This is a genomic window from Bartonella sp. TS82HLJMH (assembly GCF_042193495.1).
GTDB classification, from domain to species: domain Bacteria; phylum Pseudomonadota; class Alphaproteobacteria; order Rhizobiales; family Rhizobiaceae; genus Bartonella; species Bartonella grahamii.
On record NZ_JBHILU010000006.1, the window covers coordinates 23,170 to 41,036 of the forward strand.

The 17,867-nt window shown below is 40.1% G+C and carries 16 protein-coding genes and 1 pseudogene; 13 read left to right on the forward strand and 4 right to left on the reverse strand.

Going from position 1 to position 17,867, the window contains the following annotated elements; all coding sequences use genetic code 11:
* Positions 1-229: 229 nt before the first annotated feature.
* The 8 genes and pseudogenes from ACFIKO_RS04115 (at position 230) to ACFIKO_RS04150 (ending at position 7,262) form a co-directional block, all read left to right on the forward strand.
* The gene (locus tag ACFIKO_RS04115) at positions 230-532 is read left to right on the forward strand and encodes a hypothetical protein (protein WP_375619695.1); all 303 of its coding nucleotides are present in this window, start codon (positions 230-232) and stop codon (positions 530-532) included.
* A 325-nt stretch (positions 533-857) separates the two neighbouring features.
* Positions 858-1,313, forward strand: a complete 456-nt coding sequence (locus ACFIKO_RS04120) for a hypothetical protein (protein WP_375619696.1) — start codon at positions 858-860, stop codon at positions 1,311-1,313.
* Positions 1,306-1,863, forward strand: a complete 558-nt coding sequence (locus ACFIKO_RS04125) for a hypothetical protein (RefSeq protein ID WP_375619697.1) — start codon at positions 1,306-1,308, stop codon at positions 1,861-1,863. The genes ACFIKO_RS04120 and ACFIKO_RS04125 overlap by 8 nt, the downstream gene beginning before the upstream one ends.
* A 1-nt stretch (position 1,864) precedes the next feature.
* Complete coding sequence (locus ACFIKO_RS04130; RefSeq protein WP_375619698.1) at positions 1,865-2,368, forward strand: hypothetical protein; 504 nt, start codon at positions 1,865-1,867, stop codon at positions 2,366-2,368.
* Between the two features lie 623 nt (positions 2,369-2,991).
* On the forward strand, positions 2,992-4,335 hold the full coding sequence (locus tag ACFIKO_RS04135) for an MATE family efflux transporter (RefSeq protein WP_375673379.1): 1,344 nt from the start codon (positions 2,992-2,994) through the stop codon (positions 4,333-4,335).
* Positions 4,336-4,768: 433 nt separating this feature from the next.
* Entirely contained in the window at positions 4,769-4,954 is a 186-nt protein-coding gene (locus ACFIKO_RS04140; RefSeq protein ID WP_375673381.1) for an NADPH-dependent FMN reductase, read from the forward strand.
* A gap of 243 nt (positions 4,955-5,197) precedes the next feature.
* Positions 5,198-6,448: an MFS transporter gene (locus ACFIKO_RS04145; protein ID WP_375673383.1), complete on the forward strand. Its 1,251-nt coding sequence runs from the start codon at positions 5,198-5,200 to the stop codon at positions 6,446-6,448.
* Positions 6,449-6,915: 467 nt separating this feature from the next.
* Positions 6,916-7,262 (forward strand): annotated as a pseudogene (locus tag ACFIKO_RS04150) (hypothetical protein).
* 27 nt (positions 7,263-7,289) lie between these two features.
* Here the strand turns inward: ACFIKO_RS04150 and ACFIKO_RS04155 are convergent.
* The 4 genes from ACFIKO_RS04155 to ACFIKO_RS04170 all read right to left on the reverse strand — a co-directional run bounded on the left by ACFIKO_RS04155 (position 7,290) and on the right by ACFIKO_RS04170 (position 10,873).
* Complete coding sequence (locus tag ACFIKO_RS04155) at positions 7,290-7,469, reverse strand: hypothetical protein (RefSeq protein WP_375619703.1); 180 nt, start codon at positions 7,467-7,469, stop codon at positions 7,290-7,292.
* 750 nt (positions 7,470-8,219) lie between these two features.
* Positions 8,220-8,558, reverse strand: coding sequence for a hypothetical protein (locus ACFIKO_RS04160; RefSeq protein ID WP_375673385.1), 339 nt, complete (start codon positions 8,556-8,558; stop codon positions 8,220-8,222).
* A gap of 19 nt (positions 8,559-8,577) precedes the next feature.
* Entirely contained in the window at positions 8,578-9,441 is an 864-nt protein-coding gene (locus tag ACFIKO_RS04165) for an MFS transporter (RefSeq protein WP_375673387.1), read from the reverse strand.
* Positions 9,442-9,451: 10 nt separating this feature from the next.
* Positions 9,452-10,873, reverse strand: coding sequence for a coproporphyrinogen-III oxidase family protein (locus ACFIKO_RS04170; RefSeq protein WP_375673389.1), 1,422 nt, complete (start codon positions 10,871-10,873; stop codon positions 9,452-9,454).
* Positions 10,874-11,211: 338 nt separating this feature from the next.
* Here ACFIKO_RS04170 and ACFIKO_RS04175 point away from each other — a divergent pair, with 338 nt between their 5' ends.
* The 5 genes from ACFIKO_RS04175 (at position 11,212) to pgl (ending at position 17,860) form a co-directional block, all read left to right on the forward strand.
* On the forward strand, positions 11,212-11,907 hold the full coding sequence (locus tag ACFIKO_RS04175) for a hypothetical protein (RefSeq protein WP_375673391.1): 696 nt from the start codon (positions 11,212-11,214) through the stop codon (positions 11,905-11,907).
* Between the two features lie 874 nt (positions 11,908-12,781).
* A complete protein-coding gene (locus ACFIKO_RS04180; protein ID WP_375673393.1) occupies positions 12,782-14,209 on the forward strand; it encodes a glutamine synthetase family protein in 1,428 nt (475 codons plus the stop codon).
* Positions 14,210-14,220: 11 nt separating this feature from the next.
* Positions 14,221-15,504, forward strand: a complete 1,284-nt coding sequence (locus tag ACFIKO_RS04185; protein WP_375673420.1) for an NAD(P)/FAD-dependent oxidoreductase — start codon at positions 14,221-14,223, stop codon at positions 15,502-15,504.
* A 120-nt stretch (positions 15,505-15,624) separates the two neighbouring features.
* Positions 15,625-17,097: a glucose-6-phosphate dehydrogenase gene (gene zwf / locus ACFIKO_RS04190; protein ID WP_375673395.1), complete on the forward strand. Its 1,473-nt coding sequence runs from the start codon at positions 15,625-15,627 to the stop codon at positions 17,095-17,097.
* A 10-nt stretch (positions 17,098-17,107) separates the two neighbouring features.
* Positions 17,108-17,860 (forward strand): 6-phosphogluconolactonase, encoded by a 753-nt coding sequence (gene pgl / locus ACFIKO_RS04195; RefSeq protein ID WP_375619709.1) that lies wholly within the window; start codon positions 17,108-17,110, stop codon positions 17,858-17,860.
* The last annotated feature ends 7 nt before the right edge of the window (positions 17,861-17,867 follow it).

A 17,867-nucleotide genomic window follows, 5' to 3' on the forward strand; every position in this document is an offset into this window, starting at 1 on the left:
AAAATAGAGAAGGTTAGCACCGACGTAACGCGTCCAGTACCAAGAGCGACGTCATTTCTGCACTAATTGGGGGGAGGGTGTGCCACTGTCCACGCGCATATGGGAGCCTGAAAATATGTTATCATGCGACTTTCTAGTGTCCTCTATGAGATTGAAGCTGGGAATCTTGAGGCGGTGGGTAACGCATTATTGCAAAAACAAACCCTGGCTAGGGTTTGGTCATCTGATTATGCAACGGGATGTCCGGGTTGATTTCTTTTTTTTACGCTTTCAGGCGCCTATGCGCCCCTTCAGTTCGCTTGCGCGATCTATTTTGGACAATACAGAACTGCAACCCAATGTCGATTTTCTAATTGCAAGAATCATGAGCAAACATCGGGCTTCTCCTGAGCTGGGATTGTTGGCTTTTTTCGTTTGTCGTATGCCGATACTTCTCGCGCACTATCAAGCGCGGTTTAGTGCTCATTCCTTCGGTTTATCATCAAAGGATTTAAGAAAAAAATATAAAAAGGTCCCCCAATTATGGCTATAAAGCATCGCACCGAGCCAAATTTCTTGGGTATATGTCAGAGTATCACCTTAACCACACCGATGCGTGCTTGCGGGCAAATCGATATTTCTCACTGGAATTTAGCCCATAACTATTTGAAACAGGGCTTGTTACTCGAAGCCTTGCATCAGTTTTCAGTTCGATTCGCCACCGTGGTGGCTAAAAACTCGGATCTCACTTATCGCTATCTCCCTGTTATAGTTGAACAGTTTTTCTCTACCACCCATTTTGATAGCGATCGGTTGCGCGTTGAAGGATATATTGAACGCATTAATGAGGCCTACCGTATTCACTGTAAGGCCAGCCCATGCGACAATGGCAGGGCCGTATTGCGCAGGCAATCATCATTGTCAGTAAGGTCTGCTTCCCTAGCTCGTGTTCTGAGAAAGCCGCTCTTCCATTACTAGGCGATTTATGTAAGATTTCCTCCGTAACCGGAGATTCTTGTACTTTTTCCTTTAATGCGCATCACCCGCTTTTTGAGGAACATTTCCCCTCCCGCGCCGTATGTCCTGGTTCACTATTGATTGAGATGGTTCTGGCTTTGACCACGCAGGGTAGGGCGAAAAATATCGCATCTGTTGCGCTGAAAAAAGTAAAGTTCATTGAAGCAGTTTATTCGGAAGATACCTATCAGTTGACCATTAAACAGGATACAAAGTGTGAACCGGGTGGCGTTTTTTTATTCATACGGAAACTAAAAAACGAAGCACTTGCGGTAAGTTTTCTATCAAATATAAAAAGGAGGATGCGCCATGTTTAACATAATAATCTCTTTTATTCCGTGGAGTATTTACTCCTGGGTTATCAATGGAAACGTTTTAACTCTGGTCGAACGCTCTCTCATCTTGACTGTGCTTTTATTATTCATTATTGCTCTGAATATTAAAATTATCCGACAGGGAGAACCCGTGATGATTACGAACATTCTGACATTTATTGTCCTGTTTGTTAATTATTTCGCTGGATGGTCTACACTTTTACTGAACTACCCCACAGTTTTTTGCTATCTGTCACTTGCTCTGGTTTCATTGATGAGCTTGCTGGTAAAGAAACCCTTTACCATTTTTTATGCTCCTGCTGGTGTTTCTGAAGAAAAACGCAAACATATCCTCTTTTATCTCATCAATAAATATATTACATGGATTTGGGTCATCATCTTTTTTGCCAATGGTCTTCTAGGGGCTTTTTTTACATGCTCCCCCCAGCTTTGGTTGGTCACTATGAGTTTAATTTGTGTTGGTATTCTTTTTTCTAAATATCTTCCTAACATCATACAATATTTTTATCGCGTCAAACATCATGGAGCATAATATGTCATTGTTTAACATTCTGACTGGAACCCCTTTATGGGCCTGGATTTTACTTATTTTTCTCATCGCGAGGGGAATAATCGCATTGAAAGATAGGGAAATGAAGGTTTACCGCCTTTTTCTATTGCCGATAATCTTTCTTTTTTTGGGCGCAAGCGATGTGATTAAAGAGCTGGCGTTCCCGCGCTGGGGAGCAGTCTCAATGTTGGCAGGGCTGATGATCGGCGTTGGCGTTGGCTGGTTGCTCTGGCGTGCCACTCCGCGTTTAAAAATCAAAGAGGGAACGGGTTTAATTATTCGTCCTGGTACGCCGTTGACGCTGATATTTATTCTTATCGCTTTTGTCATCAAATTCACATTGATTGTGTTTCTCAAGGTTGAACCTGATTTGAAATATGCCTTTGATTTTAACCTTCTTTTTGGTCTTTTAAGTGGGTTTACCGATGGTGTGTTCTGGGGAGGCACATTAAATTTATATATAACGTTTCGAAAAAATATAAATTAGTTCCTATATCCTTAGCTGTTGATGCTTCTGTCAAGTATTATGATACAGAAGCGTTCGCTGTTTTACGTTGAAACTGCGGCTGCCATACGACTAAGTGGCCTTACGCCTGAGTATGCAAGAGCGGCAGAGTTTGTACAGTCTACGCCATAATATGTGGAGCACTCTTGCGGGAATGAGTGCATTATTATTGCGATATACATGTAACCCTCTAGCTAATATTATATTAGTAAGGCTGTTTTTTGAAGCCGCTTGTAATTACGGTGTGTTTTTAAAGAGAAGGTTCGAACGATGTATCTCTTGCAGTACCAAAAAATTTTATTGAAAATACTGAAAATGGGATGTGCAAGACGAACAAACGCTTGCTAAGGATATTGTATCAACGACTTTAGCTGCTGGGGGTATAATGTTGTACAAAAAAACGCATGGCATGAAATCCAAAAAACGAATAAAGGTGCATTGCGCTTCTCCTTTAATAACTGGGCATCTCCTCTTAGCTTAATGAGTTCTCATTATGCATCTTTTACGCAAAATTTGCGATGGAAAGACTTGACAGAAAAAATCAATACGTTTTGTTTAAAAGATCTAGGTTTAATAGGCCCTTCAATAGGGAAGGGGATTTCACAATGTTTGTTGTGATGAAGCAATTGCTATCTCTTGGCATGCCACTGGCTATTGGTTTTATCTCTCAGATGATGATTTCCTTCACAGATGCGGCACTTGTGGCGCATTTAGGCGTTCAAGCCTTGAGTGGTACAATGTTGGCTCTAAGTATGTTTAGTTTTGTTATGTTGTTGGGACTAGGGATTATTACCGCAGTTGCACCAAAACTTGCGGAAAGTTTTCGCAAACAAGATAGAGATGCATTGAAGGCATGGTTTGATCAAGGAATATGGCTTTCCCTTTTGATTGGAATAATAAGTGCGATCATTTTACTCAACACGAGGAATATTTTGTGTCTTCTCGGCCAAGATGGGACAATTGCCAATATAGCGCAGGAATATAATAGTGGTGCTGCTATAGGAGTGGTGTTTTTTTATCTTTATGTGAATAGCCGCGGATTGCTGTCAGCAATTGGTAATCCACAGCCCTTAGCCTGGGTTATGCTTGCCGCTATTCCTGTAAATTTTTTCATCTCTTGGCTGCTTATTTTTGGTATAGGTCCTGCAAGCGGATTTGGTGTCTTTGGTGCTGGAATTGCGAGTAGTTTGATCCGTATTTTGATTGTTATGGCAGTAGCAATAATTCTGTCCCGCAATTCTACTTTTAGTTCCTTTCACTTTAATTATTTAAGACCAAAGTTAGAAATTTCACGAATAATACAATTACTGTTCATAGGACTTCCCATTGGTATCCGTATTCTTATTGCGGAGGGCTTTCCTTCTGTCATTGCCTTCATGATTACAGCTTTTGGGGTCGAAGCTTTGGCTGCGCATACGATTGGAATGCGTCTTGATATGCTTATTTCTGTGGTAGCTTTGGGGATTTCCAGCGCAGCTGCGACCATAGCAGCGTGGTATCAAGCCGATCGGAATCATATGGCTCTAAAACAGTTACGTATGAATGTCACAATTTTTGCTATAGCTTATGTCTTGTTTTTATCAGGGGGTGTTTATTTTTCTTATGAATTCATTCTTTCAATCATCTTTGACATTTCTTCAGTCCACGTTATTGTTTTCTCTTGGGAGTTGCTTCCGTTTGTCTTATTGTCTTTTGCTTTTGGCACTTTAGGAGCTATGCTCAATGGCATACTTGTGGGTTTGCTTGATACATTTTGGCCAACAATTGTTGTAACAATAAGCTATTGGGGGGTAGGCCTATTTGGAGGCGCATTAATGGCACATTTTTTTGAATATGGCTTTATAGGTTATTGGTTTGGCATGATTGGTGCAAGCTTAATCGTTTCTCTCTTTAACTATATGCGCGTGGGTTATTTAATAAAACGCAATCCTATGTTTGGGGCGAAGTGAGTGTTACAAAAGCGCTTGTAAAGCATTAGCTGTGAAGGCATAGCTAACACCGTCCATAGAGTCTGTTTTACTTTTATGGAGATAACAATATAGGTTACAAAATTTGCTTAATATTGAAAAGAAATGCCTTTGATTGTAGCCTCAATAGTCTTTATTGAATTTTTAAAATAATATGGATTTATTAAAATTATTCGGCTTCAATTTAAGAGTAAGTTCGGTAGATTAGAACAGTTTAATACCGTAAAAAAGGACTAGAAAAAGCATGCTTATATTTATACGCGGTTGAAGAGTCATTTAAAAAAGTTATTGTTTTTATAAGTCATTACAATACAATCAGCGGTGCTGAAGTGCATGCATTTGTTAAAACAATCGCAGCCGCTAACGGTGTTATTTTTGCAAATCCTTTTTATCACAGGTCTTATTCAAGGAGGGGGTGAAAAACGCTCTTGATAATTTGGATTATGATGCTTTTTGGGATAAAGCTGTTGGTCTTCTCTCTCATGGCAGTACAGCAAAAAATGCGCTACTGTCATGTGAATATTTGGTACCAGTTGTGCATACGCTTTATGGACATGTCCTGCAATATCAAGTTGTTTCGGCTAAGGTTGTTGCAGAATGATTGGTGCATGAAATACTTAACGTGAGCGCGGGGAGGACAGAAAAGCTTTTTTATATCAAAATAATAAATTGACAAAAAGTAACTATAATCTACACTTCTAATACAGGAGGTATAATTTTGAAAACTAAAAATATGTATAAGCCACTGAAAAAAATCAAATTAAGCGGGTTGATGTTACTGCGCTCAAAGTCCAAGCAAGTGAGCAGAAAAAGGCTACCAGCTTTATAGCTTTTAGATATATTAATGACGATAGATTATGAAGTTAAAAAGTTGCTCTATGGCTGTGCGGCAATGAGCGGGGTTCGGTTGATTACAGGTTCCTTCCATGCTTTTTTTTTCTTGTCTATGGGCGTTAGTATAGCACAATTAGCTTTATTGCAAATTGTGTTTAGCGTAGCTATTTGTATTTTTGAAGTGCCTTGTGGGATTTTAGGAGATAAAATCGGCGTTAAACAAAATGTTATCTTATCATGTTTCTTTTTTTCGCTCTTCTTCTTTTTATGTATCTACGCACCTAATCTTTCTGTCTTAATTCCGGCAGAAATTATTTATGCTTTAGGCTTTGCTTTATGTTCTGGCGCTGATAGCACATGGATTAAAGGCTTAATCGACGGCGGTAGTTACAAGGGTAGTTTGATCTACCACCAAGTAAACGCCTATAAGCGGGAACTAACGGCATTCATGAATACGGTTGCTGGTGCGCTAGGTGTTCTTATTGTTTTGTGTATGGATAATTATCAGTCGGCATATTATTTTTGTTCTTTCGGATTTCTCGTGCTTGTATTCTTGTTTAGTCGGGTGACGGGGATAGGTATTGCATCCGTTTCGGGTAGTCAGCCAATAGACTCAGGTTCTTTGTTGCATGCAACAGAAGCTTTTGCTTATTTAGTTACCTCAAAAATCGGGTTATATTATATATTGATATGTGGTTTTATTGTTGCCGCATTGCAGCCAATATTTCATTTTTGGCAACCTTTTATTTTGGGACAAACAGGAGTATTAGACAATGCAACAGGAAAGACTAAAATTCTTATTCTTGGCCTGTGCTTTGTGTCTTATACTCTCGTAAAATACTTATTTAATCGCTTTGTAATTAAATATCTTATGCAAAAATACGCTCCTATGGCGATAACTTTGTACTCACTAGTCCTGAGTGCTGTTGTTATGCTTGCTCTGCTTCTCGTTGCAAACAGTTGGGCCCCCATTATTTTATTCACCGTATTTCACAGTTTTTTTTCTGTCCCCGTAACGCAGTTTGAAGCAGAATTTTTTAAACATATTCAACAAAAGAATGCAAATACGGTTTTATCCATTGTTAGTTTTCTTGCACGTATTTTTGGTATTTTAGCGCTTGTGCTGATTGGTTGGTTGGCGAACAAGGTTTGTATAGAAGCAGCTTTTTGTTTCACCTTGCTTTGTATATGTTTAATTATCCCGCTTAATTTGGCCTGGCTTTATACTGATAAAAAGTTAATAAAAGACGAAGAGGTTTGAAAGTGAAGATACAGTTGAACAGGGCCTTGCCTGTGACTTACATAAAGACACAGGAAAAAATAGTGTGTGGGTCATCTTATATGGATTTAGTCGAAATTAATAGCTGTCCATCGTTTTTAGTAGAGATGCTTATCGATTTGAATACGCCAAATGATTGTGCTGCTATTAGCTAGAAATATCGGGAACGAGCATATCAAGAGGCTTATGATATTGATGTTTTGCTAAATAGTGGGCGCGTATTAGATTTTGCAAAAAACGCAAGCTTTTTTAGAGTGCGCGGAGGAAATCCTCGATAAAGCGTATGTCAATTTTACTATTGCTGGTATTAAATATTTAAAACTAGCTGGCCAAGACTATAGTGTGCAAGAATGTTTTGCAAGTAGCTAACTTTTGGCGAATTTAGAGCGTACAGCTCTGGTGAGTGAGAAGAGTGTATATGATCATGTGGTTTATAATTGAGAAAGAATTTGCGCAAAATTAATGATAATGCCTCCGAAGTAAAATTATTTTTTAAATTGCCAAGGAGCTTTAAAATCATGACGCTCATAGGCTTTTACACGCCGGATTTGGGGGTGTTTAAGAGTGAGATGGCGCGCAAAAGCTTTATTTTGTACTGGAAACAAAAGGAACGAATAGCGAGTTTGATTTGTGCCTTAAAGAAATGCTGAAGATTAAATGCGGCAAGGCGCATTTTACCGCCCTTGAGACTGGTGTGGTGTTTGACGAGGCACTGGTAATGAGTTGGCGCGATTCTAAGCGGGGGATGGTGGTAGAGAAAGTGGGGGGCTGTGGTAGGAGTGGGCGGCACGAATGACGCTGTCTTTAGTTGCGTACCACCAAGCTAATTTTGTGCTTTGCGAAATTCGCCAAGGCTTTTGGACGTACCGCGTTTACCGCGTAATAAAATCTTATGAATATTATGCAGAAGGCGCGCAGAAATGGGTGATTGCGTGTCTAGCTTCCCAATGCCGTAATTAAGTACAGCCACATAATGAGATAGCTCTTCAATATCATCAGTCACACTGATACTTTTTCTTTATTTTCAAATAATAATAGGTCAGATGGTAACGATTATGTCCTTTCTATCTGAGAAAAGAGTAGCACCGCTTGCGTATATGCACGAGTAAAAGTCAATCAACATTGGTCTGAGGTAAAAACCGCCAATTATTTCTAATACACCTAAGGATTTCATAGCTTGCTCTAACGGTTTATATAAAGCCGCCCTTTTAAAAGGTGGATTGGGTGGTAAATTTATTGGGATATAGGCTTTATGAATCTCTTGAACTAAGCTTTCTACTATGCAGGTCCTAAGGCGTGATTGCATATATGGTCGCATCTGTTGCTGCGTTTTGTAGACAGAGATCTTAAATTAGGAAAGGAGGGCTGCTCTTTTAATTACAAAGGAAGAATACGGCGCGTAAGTGCAGCAAAATGTATTTTGAGGAGCAGTAAAGGGGTGAGGCATTTGATGTCCAGCGGGTGACGGATTAATTGGAGTATAAGTGGGCATTGCTAGGGTGGAGTTTTTAGTTAAGAATTGCGCTCCGTACGCTATAAGCTCTCTGCATTCTTCATATAGGCGTTGAGATCATCGCCCAATGCAACGTAAAGGGGCTATTTTGCCTTTAACGCTTGTTTGGCTGCTTCCATTAGTGCCGCTGGCTCTATCAGCCATTACGGTGATAATTTCCTCGTCCAAAGAACAGATCAATCGATTGCGTAATAGGGTATATGTGCCTTTTTTGACCGTGTCTTTTTTTAAAGGCAGCTGTTACCTCGTGGCAGGGTTGGGTGTGTTTATATGATCAGCCTGCCAAAGAAACGGAAGCGTTATCGCGATAGCCACCAATAGTAGTCCAGCGATAAAGGCGGCAGCAAACTGCAATGATATAAAAGAACCAAGGACGCCGACCAAAAAGCTTCCGACCGGCATTCCAGCATAGCCGATCACCCGAAAAGCAGAATTAGCTCGCCCGAGAAGTTGCTTTGGTGTGAGGCGCTGCCTGAAGGCGGTAACACCAATAAACCATAAGCTTGCTCCAACGCCAGCGATAAAGGTGACGCCCCATACGACGACAGTACTTTTTGAAAAGGCTGGAACCAGCAGCAAGATAACCGTCCCTAAACCGTCAGCGAGAACAGCTAGGCGCACCGGTGCATAGCGTATACGTGGCCGCAAATAGGGCACCTGCCATTGTACCAAGCGCGTAGGCTGCAAACATCACGCCATATTGGCTGCTATGTAGGCCCAGATACCGACCGTCGGTAATGAAGAAGATGAACGAGGTTAGGAATGCTCCAAATACCACCGATAGAAAGAATGTGAGTAATGTAAGGGAGGTAAGATGCCGATTTGAAAAAATGAAACGAAAGCCGGCAATGATATAACGAAAAGTGATGTTTTCTTTATCAGGTGTTGGCGATGTCGGAACAGCACGGCGAGCGGTAAAAATCAATGTGATAAAAAGCACGATTAACAGGCCAAGAAATAGCAGTGTGCTATGCACTAAAATGCTGCTTGTTATGACAGGGGCAAGAAAATAGGAGACCCCGAAATCTAAAAACAAGACAATTGAGTAGAAGGTCATCAATCGCTCTCCCTCCATGATAAGTGGTGGAATCGTCATTATATAAGCTTCGGCAGAAACGACGATGAATCCAGCAATGGTTGCATAGAAGAAAATTTGTTCGGCTGGAGCAATCTGTATCATGAGCAGTACGAACAGTACAATATGCAGTAGCATGAAGATGAGGAGAGCCGAGGTGGCAAGTTTTATTTTGTCGCAGCGATCAAGTAAAGCGCCTGCAAGGATGCCGAAAATTGGCCACGCTAATGAGAAGAGACCTTGCGCCCAACTTACTCCGACTACGCCATATCCAGATTGTCTTGCTAATAGCGGGATTGCAGTACGCAAAGCACCGCTGAGTAAGGCGAGCAGACTAACGGTTAGGCAAAAATAGCGTATGTTCTTATTGGCAAAAAGAGTGAACATTCTTTTCTCCTTAAGATGCCACACAGGTTTCCGCTGGTCCATCAAGTACGGCGGTTGTATTCAGCATGTTTGAGACATAGCCGTCCAAGATATTCCTATCTGCCTGAGGTAGAAGAAAATACATAAGGTTGGAATACCATTGCCAACCACGCTGAGTCAGCTGGAGATCGTTATCACTTTCTGCGATGAGACCTGCACCTATGAGCTGTTGTAGGTTATTGTAAACGAAAGAGGGGAGTGCGGTCCAGTCAATTCTTTCTTTTTTGGCATAACCGTTATAAGGTAGCCTCATACACAAAGCCTTGGAGGCTTGTTGCTCCGCTGATACCCAATTGTAGTATACTTTGGATTTGCCTTTAAGTTGTATGTCGGTAATGTATCCGCTTCGACTGGGATTGGCTCGTGTGACGAGTGAGCCGAGAATCGACAGTGCTGACGCTCCGAATCCAACCACATAATCGTCATGATAACCATGCAAATATTTGTGATAGCGGAAATAATTAGCTGAACTCGTTTTAGCGAGCGTTAGAGGAGTGTTATTGGCAATTTTGATATAGGAATGTCCATTACACGGCGCATAGCCGCAGCTGCGCATAACGATGTCGCTAAATAAGCGAAGCATCTGTCGATGCTGTAGGCTGGATGGCTTTAGCCCTTTTTGTGCGTAAGACTTATGCAGTTGCGACGTGATAGCCAGATTGTTGATTGCATAGAGGTTGATTGTTTCAGGATGAATCTTGCTGGCTTGCTTCAAATCGTATAATAGTTCTTCGGCTTGCTGGCTGTGCATGCCATATAGTAGGTCGAAACCGACATGTCCAATTATCTCTTGTGACCAAGCTACGGTATTGTTGATTTGTTCACGTGTTGAGGTGAGGTTAAACAATGATCGGAAACGCTCAATGAAACTCTGTATACCGAAGCTGATCCGGTTAACGCCGATCTCACGGGCAGTATAAAGTTTATCACGTGTGACGCTCTTCGGTTTGCTTTCCAGTGTAAACTCGGTTAAGGAAGAGAGTTCAAATTCGCCATGCAATACTTTTCCGATGTGTCGGATATTATCTGCAGACAAAAGCGACGGTGTGCCGCCCCCTATATAGATGCTGCGGATGGGCCCTCTAAGCGAGCGAATGAAATTTCCTTTGGTTCTGATCTCTGTGGTAAGCGCTGACATATAAGATTCGATTTGCTTAATGCGCTTGTAGGCCGCTTTCTGAAAGGGACAGAAGGAACAGATGGTTTTGCAAAAGGGAATATGCAAATAAAGAGAAATGGTACGCGCTTGTGGAATCTGCTTACTTTGCGCTAGTTTATTAAAGTCTAGGTAATCGTAAAATTCATTTGAAATAGTGCGAAATAACGGATATGTGAAGTTGTAAATTGGCTTGAGTTGATCGAACTTCACAAAAGGATGATCCACGAGTTGCATAGCTTACCTCCCCCAATTTCTTAACTTGCACTATATTATTGACGGGCGACTGGTGATCCACTCACCCGAGTGTATTACCAAAGATTTTCACGGAACATAATGAATCCTCCTTTTGTAGAAGTTATATGTATTATACATATAACTTATTATATGAACAGGCTAGCTTGTTTAAGAGGCAATGTAAGGATAAAAATATAAAAGAACTTTCTCTTGCAGCCTTATGGTCTGATATTGTAATTGGTATCCTGTTTTACGTGGTCGGGCTATGGATGCCTAGGGCGAGAAAAAGCAGGGTATTTTAATGGACATGCGGGGCATCATTGTTATGTTGCTGGGACTTGGAATTTGCGTCTGGTTATGAAATATCATTAGCGCAAAAAGATGGTTTTAAAGGTAGAGATATATTTTTTAATATCCCTGTAAAACTTCGAGAAGAGATAGAATTATCTATTAGAAAACATATAAATGTCCAGTGTGATAATATTATCGAATTACATGACATCATCGCTCTTGCCCGCCATTTTGACATATTGCCTAAAATCTCATTGAGATTGTGCCATGTACTGGCAAACGGGGATAGATCGCGTTTTGGTATGACTGCGGCGGAGTTACGTGCCGCATTATCTTTGCTAGAATCCAATAGGATTAGGCTTAATGGGGTGCCTTTGCATGTGGGCTCTAATTTGAATTCGACTGAGTTAATAGTATCCACCTTAACTAAGGCTGGAAAGGATATTTACGCATTGAAGGATCAAAAAAGTTTTATCAGTCTAGGCGGGGGATATCCGATTTCCACAGCGTTTTGCGATGCCGTGACGGTCAATGACGAACACCCTCGTAAAATTTATGAGGCACTATCACAATTGGGTTGTGATTTATATAAGCTTACGGTAATTATTGAACCTAGGCGTATTATATCTGAAGATTATGGTTATTTATTTTCAAATATTAGCTCTATAAAAGAGCAGAATGCTACGAACTTAATTACAATCTGGGCTCTGGGAGTGTGTACTCAATCTGCACAGTATCACTAGATCATAAGTCAAAGTATGTGAAAGCAACTGATACAAAAAAGATTTTACGATGGTGGAAGATCGACGATGAAGGACGTTAGTTCAAAGGAAATTGATATTATTGTGTTCTCAGATCCTGATTTTTTGGCTTTTTAGATATAGAATAACACACCCCTAGTGGGCTGGAGACTATCAAATGTTGGATCACGCATGGCGCAATTAGCAAAAAATCCTATCTACTGTATTTTCAGCTCCAAATATTGTGTGCGAAGTGCAATGTCAAGCGGTGGGAATTGATATAAGTGCAGAGTCTATAAGTATCTGCTCAGAGCAAGGTTGATAGCTCTATTATGCAGGGGATGGTTAAGTTTCATGTCGGAAATGCTGAGCGTATATCTTATCCTGAAAATACATTTACGTATATTACGGCGGGGTGAGTGTTTGTAAGCACTAGCTGTAAAGGCTACTCACCATCCTAGGGTGTTTACTTCTATGTGGATAACAATAGAGTTACAAAACTTGCTTCATATTAAAAGAAAAGAAACTTTTCTTTTAATATGAAGCATTACTACAACCAAAAGGAAATTAAATATTTCACCTTTATTATCCTCGCCAATGTTTGCTTATATATGATTATTTGAATCGGAATTAGGGTACGTACAATATGGTATTTCTCGCTGTTTTATATAAGAAGAAGGTTCGCACCGATGTATCGCGTGCAATATCAATTTTTTCACTATGGTGATAGGATAGCTTGTTGAGCGTAAAGTTCTTTTACCTTGATAGATCTTATAGTATTCTTCAAAAATATCAGTTGATAATTTTTTTTCATGTCGTTTAAGCAGGGGCTGATACTATAAGAATAGAACTTGATTGTTTGTAAAGTTGGTATGTTATGGCTGTAAAAAATGGTAAACAAACGAAAAGTAAAAATTTTAAACCTGTCTCTCGTTTTCTCAAAAGTTTACGTGGTGTGCACAATTGGGAACAAGTTTCACAATGGCTTGCTTTCCGTAAGGTAGAGGATATTGAATGTATTACGCCTGATCAAGCAGGGGTACCACGGGGCAAGATGATGCTTTCTAAAAAATTTACATCGGAAACATCATTAGCATTGCCTTCAGCAGTTTTTATGGCAACAATTTCAGGGGATTATCCTGAAGATGGTCATGGTTTTGAATATCCTAAAGCAGATGGTGATTTACGCCTTGAGCCTGATCTTTCTACGTTAAGCATTGTTCCATGGGAAGATGCTCCTACAGCACAGGTGATTTGTGATCTTGTGTATCAAAATGGTCAGGTTGTGGATTACACACCACGCAATGTTTTACGAACGGTGGTTCATTTTTACACAAAAATGGGTTTAAGCCCTGTTGTTTCACCAGAAATTGAGTTTTATTTGGTACAAAAAAATCCCGATCCTGATTATCCGTTAGTTCCACCGGTTGGTCGTTCTGGGCGTTCAATTGGTGGTGGACAGGGGTATTCCATTGCTGGTGTTAATGAGTTTGATGATTTGATTGATGATATTTATCAATTTTCAGAGGCACAAGGATTGGAAATTGATACTCTCATTCATGAAGAAGGAGCAGGTCAGTTTGAAATTAACTTACGTCATGGTGATCCTATTGAATTAGCGGATCAAGTTTTTATGTTCAAACGAACAATTCGTGAAGCAGCTCTAAAACATAATATGTATGCAACTTTTATGGCAAAACCCATTCAAGGGCAGCCGAGTTCTGCTATGCATATTCACCAATCGGTTGTTGATAAGAAAACCGGTATGAATATTTTTACACAGGAAAATGGTGAAGAAAGTATCTGTTTTCGCCATTTTATTGGTGGATTGCAAAAACATATGCCAGGGGTACTTGTGATGCTTGCGCCTTATGTGAATTCTTATCGACGTCTTGTTCCTGATAATTCGGCTCCTGTTAATTTGCGATGGGGATATGATAATCGTACTACAGCTTTTCGAGTTCCCCGTTCTGCTCCTCAAGCGCGGCGTGTTGAGAATAGACTTCCTTCATCAGATGCGAATCCTTATTTAGCCCTTGCAGCTTCTTTAGCGTGTGGTCTTATTGGTTTGCAACAAAAAGTTGATCCGGATGAGCCAGCGACAAATAATGTAAACGCTGATAATATTGAGTTACCGCGTGGACTCATTGAAGCAGTCAATTTGTTTGAACAAGATACAGCGATACGTGCTATTTTAGGGGATGTGTTTGTCAGTACTTATGCTGCAATCAAACGACAAGAGTTTGAAACTTTTATGGAAGTAATTAGTCCGTGGGAGCGTGAATATCTTCTGCTGAATGTTTAAATTTTATGACGATGATTGATTATAATTCAATTTCTCCAGGAACTTCTTGGTATGAAGATACTTTAAAAGAACGTCCCTCTTATCCTTCTTTTTGTGAAAACAGACAGTGTGATGTGGTCATTATTGGAGGCGGATTTACGGGTTTATCGGCTGCTTATCATTTAGTCAAGGCTGGAGTAGATGTTGTTTTATTTGAAGCATCACGTTTTGGTGATGGTGCTTCAGGGCGCAATGGTGGACAGCTAGGAACAGGGCAACGGCAATGGGTAGAAACATTAGAAAAAAAGTATGGTTTTGAGCGAAGTAAGGTTCTGTTTGATTTAGCAGAAGAAGCTAAAAGAGATATTTTATCTTTATGCGCGATGCCTAATTGTTCGTGCGATTTGATAGGAGGACAGCTTTCTGTGACACATAAAAGGCGTGAGCTTCTCTCTTATCAACGGCATATTGAGGTGATGCAGCGTTATGGCTATCATGCGCTTACTTTTATGGATAGGGCTGAAACATCTAGGCGACTTGGATCGTCTTTTTATTGTGGTGGTATTTATGATGCGGATACCGGCCATGTAAATCCCTTAAAATTGATTATTGGATTGGCAAAAAAAGCTAAAGATGCTGGTGCTAAGCTTTATGAGAAGTCAAAAGTAACGACCGTAAGGCGCAAGGGAGCCCATTGGAAAGTGATAACAGAAAAAGGCAGTGTAACAGCAGAGCATGTTTTACTTGCAACAAATGGGTATAAACTTGGTTTGGAGCGTTTTATTGAAAAAAATATTGTTTCTATTCGTTCTTATATTGGAGCAACGGACCCATTACCAAAGCACAGTTCAATTCTCATGGGGGGGGAATCGGTTGATGATTCCCGTTTTATGGTTCGCTATTTTCGCAAAAGCATTGATAATCGTCTTTTATTTGGTGGTGTAGAAAGTTATGATAATAAACATCCTTTAAATTTAGATGAACGTATAAAACGGCAAATTGCTGAAATTTATCCTCAATTACACTCTATCAATTTAAGCCATTGTTGGGGAGCAACGGTTGCCATCACAGTTGAGCGCATGCCCTATGTTCGACAACTTTTTTCAAGGATGACTTATTGTGGTGGTTATTCAGGGCATGGCGTTATGCTGGCTCCTTTCATAGGAAAATTATACGCAGAATGGTTGACTGGAAAATATGAACGTTTTTCCTCTTTCCAAGACTTAAAGATTTCATCTTTTCCGGGGGGAGGAGTTTTGCGTTATCCGCTTATATTTTTAGCAATGCGTTGGTTTTCTTTAATGGATCGCCTTTAATGGAAACATTGCTTGAAATGAAGAAAATTAATGGCTTATTTAGTATCTGTCTGCTTTAATAATGGAAGCTTTTATAAGTGATATGGGATTTCATAATCGAATAGAAAAATAAACAAGTTCATGGTGCGTAAAATTATTCCAGTTTCTTCCTTTGATTGTATTGTTTTTGGTGGCAATGGTGACTTGGCGTCGCGCAAGCTTTTGCCGGCCTTGTATCATTGTCAGTGTGTTGGTCAATTCAGTGAGCCAACACGTATTATTGGGGCTTCCCGCACTTCCTTAAGTCATGAAGAATATCAAAATTTTGTCCGCACTTCTTTAGAAAAACATATCCATCCAAAAGATCTCAATTCAACAGAACTCAATCGTTTTCTTGCACGTTTAAGCTATGTTTCTGTTGATGTTTCCTCAAATCGAGGGTGGGAGGATTTAGCTCTCCTTCTGTCACAAGGTACAGCGAATATTCGAGCTTTTTATTTGGCTGTTAGTTCGTCACTTTTTGCTGATATTGCGATGAAGTTGGGAAAAAATGATTTGGTGACACCACAAACACGGATTATCATTGAAAAACCAATTGGTCGCGATGTAAAAACAGCTGTTTCACTTAATGATGCATTTGCAAGCGCCTTTAATGAAGAACAGATCTTTCGTATTGATCATTATCTTGGGAAGGAAACTGTTCAAAACTTAATGGCATTGCGGTTTGTTAATACACTTTATGAACCGCTATGGAACTCCAACTATATTGATCATGTTCAAATAACCGTTGCTGAATCTTTAGGGTTAGAGGGGCGTAAAGAATATTATGAAAGCACTGGTGCTCTACGTGATATGGTTCAAAACCATATGCTGCAATTACTTTGTTTGGTTGCGATGGAAATACCATTTACCAACAGTGCTAATGCTGTGCGCGATGAAAAACTTAAAATTTTACATTCTTTAACACCGCTTGATGTACATAATGTAGGACAGCATACTGTACGTGGGCAGTATCTTTCTGGTCTATCAAATGGTATATCTGTAGAGTCTTATTTCGATGATCTGGGAAGAGTGAGTAATACTGAAACATTTGTAGCGCTTAAGGTTAAGATTGATAACTGGCGTTGGGCTAATACGCCTTTTTATTTGCGAACAGGTAAGCGCATGTTCACGCGAATGTCTGAAATTGTTGTGGTTTTTAAACCTATTCCTCATAATATTTTTAATGTGGATTTAGATGAATTTTTTTCTAATCGGCTTGTGATTCGTCTCCAACCTGATGAGGGTGTAAAACAATGGTTAATGATTAAGGATCCAAGTTACGGCGGTATGCGGTTTCATCACATTCCATTAGATATGAGTTTTGCTTCCGCATTTTCTGAACGTAATCCTGATGCTTATGAACGTTTATTAATGGATGTTATTCGTGGAGATCAAACGCTGTTTATGCGTCGTGATGAAGTTGAGGCTGCTTGGCGTTGGATTGATCCAATCATTGAGGGGTGGGAAGCAATAAAACAGCCTTTTCACAGTTATAGCGCTGGTTCGTGGGGGCCATCTGCTTCGACGATTCTCATGGAACGTGATGGGCGTATATGGAACAATTTAGTTTAGAGCAATAAGTATGTATAGAATGAATATTGACCGTTTAGATTTTGAAACCCCTCAGACTTTAGCCTTGGCATTAGCAGATCGAGTAGCCGCAGAGCTTAGTGTATCTGTTCTTGAGCGTAAGAGAGCAGTTTTAGCGGTGTCTGGTGGTAAAACACCAGAATTGTTTTTTCATTATTTGTCAAAAGCGGATATTGATTGGAAAAATATCATTATCACTTTGGTCGATGAACGTTTCGTTCCTACACACGATGAACGTTCAAATGAGCATATGGTACGGTGTCATTTGTTACAAAATTTTGCCGAAAAAGCGCGTTTTGTAGGGCTTTATCATAAAGCGATTACTGCTGAACTTGCTGCTTTTTCAGCGGCGAGTCGTATTAATACTTTGCCTAAACCCTTTGATGTTGTTGTTTTAGGAATGGGGGGTGATGGACATACGGCTTCTTTTTTTCCTGATGCTGATCGTTTAAAGCAAGCGCTTGATCTGCGAACACAAGCACTTGTTTTACCCCTTCATGCTAAGAGTGCTGTTGAGCCAAGACTCTCACTAACTTTGCCAGTTATTATGCAGTCTCGTTGTATTATTCTCCATATCGAAGGTTTTCAGAAACGCGATTGTTTTGAAGAAGCTTGTCAAGATGGATCTGAAATAGAAATGCCTATTCGGGCAGTTTTGCGTAATTCCCCTCATCTTGTACAGGTTTATTGGTCGCCTGCAGATAATGAAATAAGTGAATCAGAATATGAGAGACAAGGTGAATAAAAACGTA

Bases quoted from the DNA above. Each gene is read 5' to 3' on its own strand.
- ACFIKO_RS04115 (WP_375619695.1), top strand. From the start codon at position 230: ATGCAACGGGATGTCCGGGTTGATTTCTTTTTTTTACGCTTTCAGGCG.
- ACFIKO_RS04120 (WP_375619696.1), top strand. From the start codon at position 858: ATGCGACAATGGCAGGGCCGTATTGCGCAGGCAATCATCATTGTCAGT.
- ACFIKO_RS04125 (WP_375619697.1), top strand. From the start codon at position 1,306: ATGTTTAACATAATAATCTCTTTTATTCCGTGGAGTATTTACTCCTGG.
- ACFIKO_RS04130 (WP_375619698.1), top strand. From the start codon at position 1,865: ATGTCATTGTTTAACATTCTGACTGGAACCCCTTTATGGGCCTGGATT.
- ACFIKO_RS04135 (WP_375673379.1), top strand. From the start codon at position 2,992: ATGTTTGTTGTGATGAAGCAATTGCTATCTCTTGGCATGCCACTGGCT.
- ACFIKO_RS04145 (WP_375673383.1), top strand. From the start codon at position 5,198: ATGACGATAGATTATGAAGTTAAAAAGTTGCTCTATGGCTGTGCGGCA.
- ACFIKO_RS04165 (WP_375673387.1), bottom strand. From the start codon at position 9,441: ATGTTCACTCTTTTTGCCAATAAGAACATACGCTATTTTTGCCTAACC.
- ACFIKO_RS04170 (WP_375673389.1), bottom strand. From the start codon at position 10,873: ATGCAACTCGTGGATCATCCTTTTGTGAAGTTCGATCAACTCAAGCCA.
- ACFIKO_RS04180 (WP_375673393.1), top strand. From the start codon at position 12,782: ATGGCTGTAAAAAATGGTAAACAAACGAAAAGTAAAAATTTTAAACCT.
- ACFIKO_RS04185 (WP_375673420.1), top strand. From the start codon at position 14,221: ATGATTGATTATAATTCAATTTCTCCAGGAACTTCTTGGTATGAAGAT.
- zwf (WP_375673395.1), top strand. From the start codon at position 15,625: ATGGTGCGTAAAATTATTCCAGTTTCTTCCTTTGATTGTATTGTTTTT.
- pgl (WP_375619709.1), top strand. From the start codon at position 17,108: ATGTATAGAATGAATATTGACCGTTTAGATTTTGAAACCCCTCAGACT.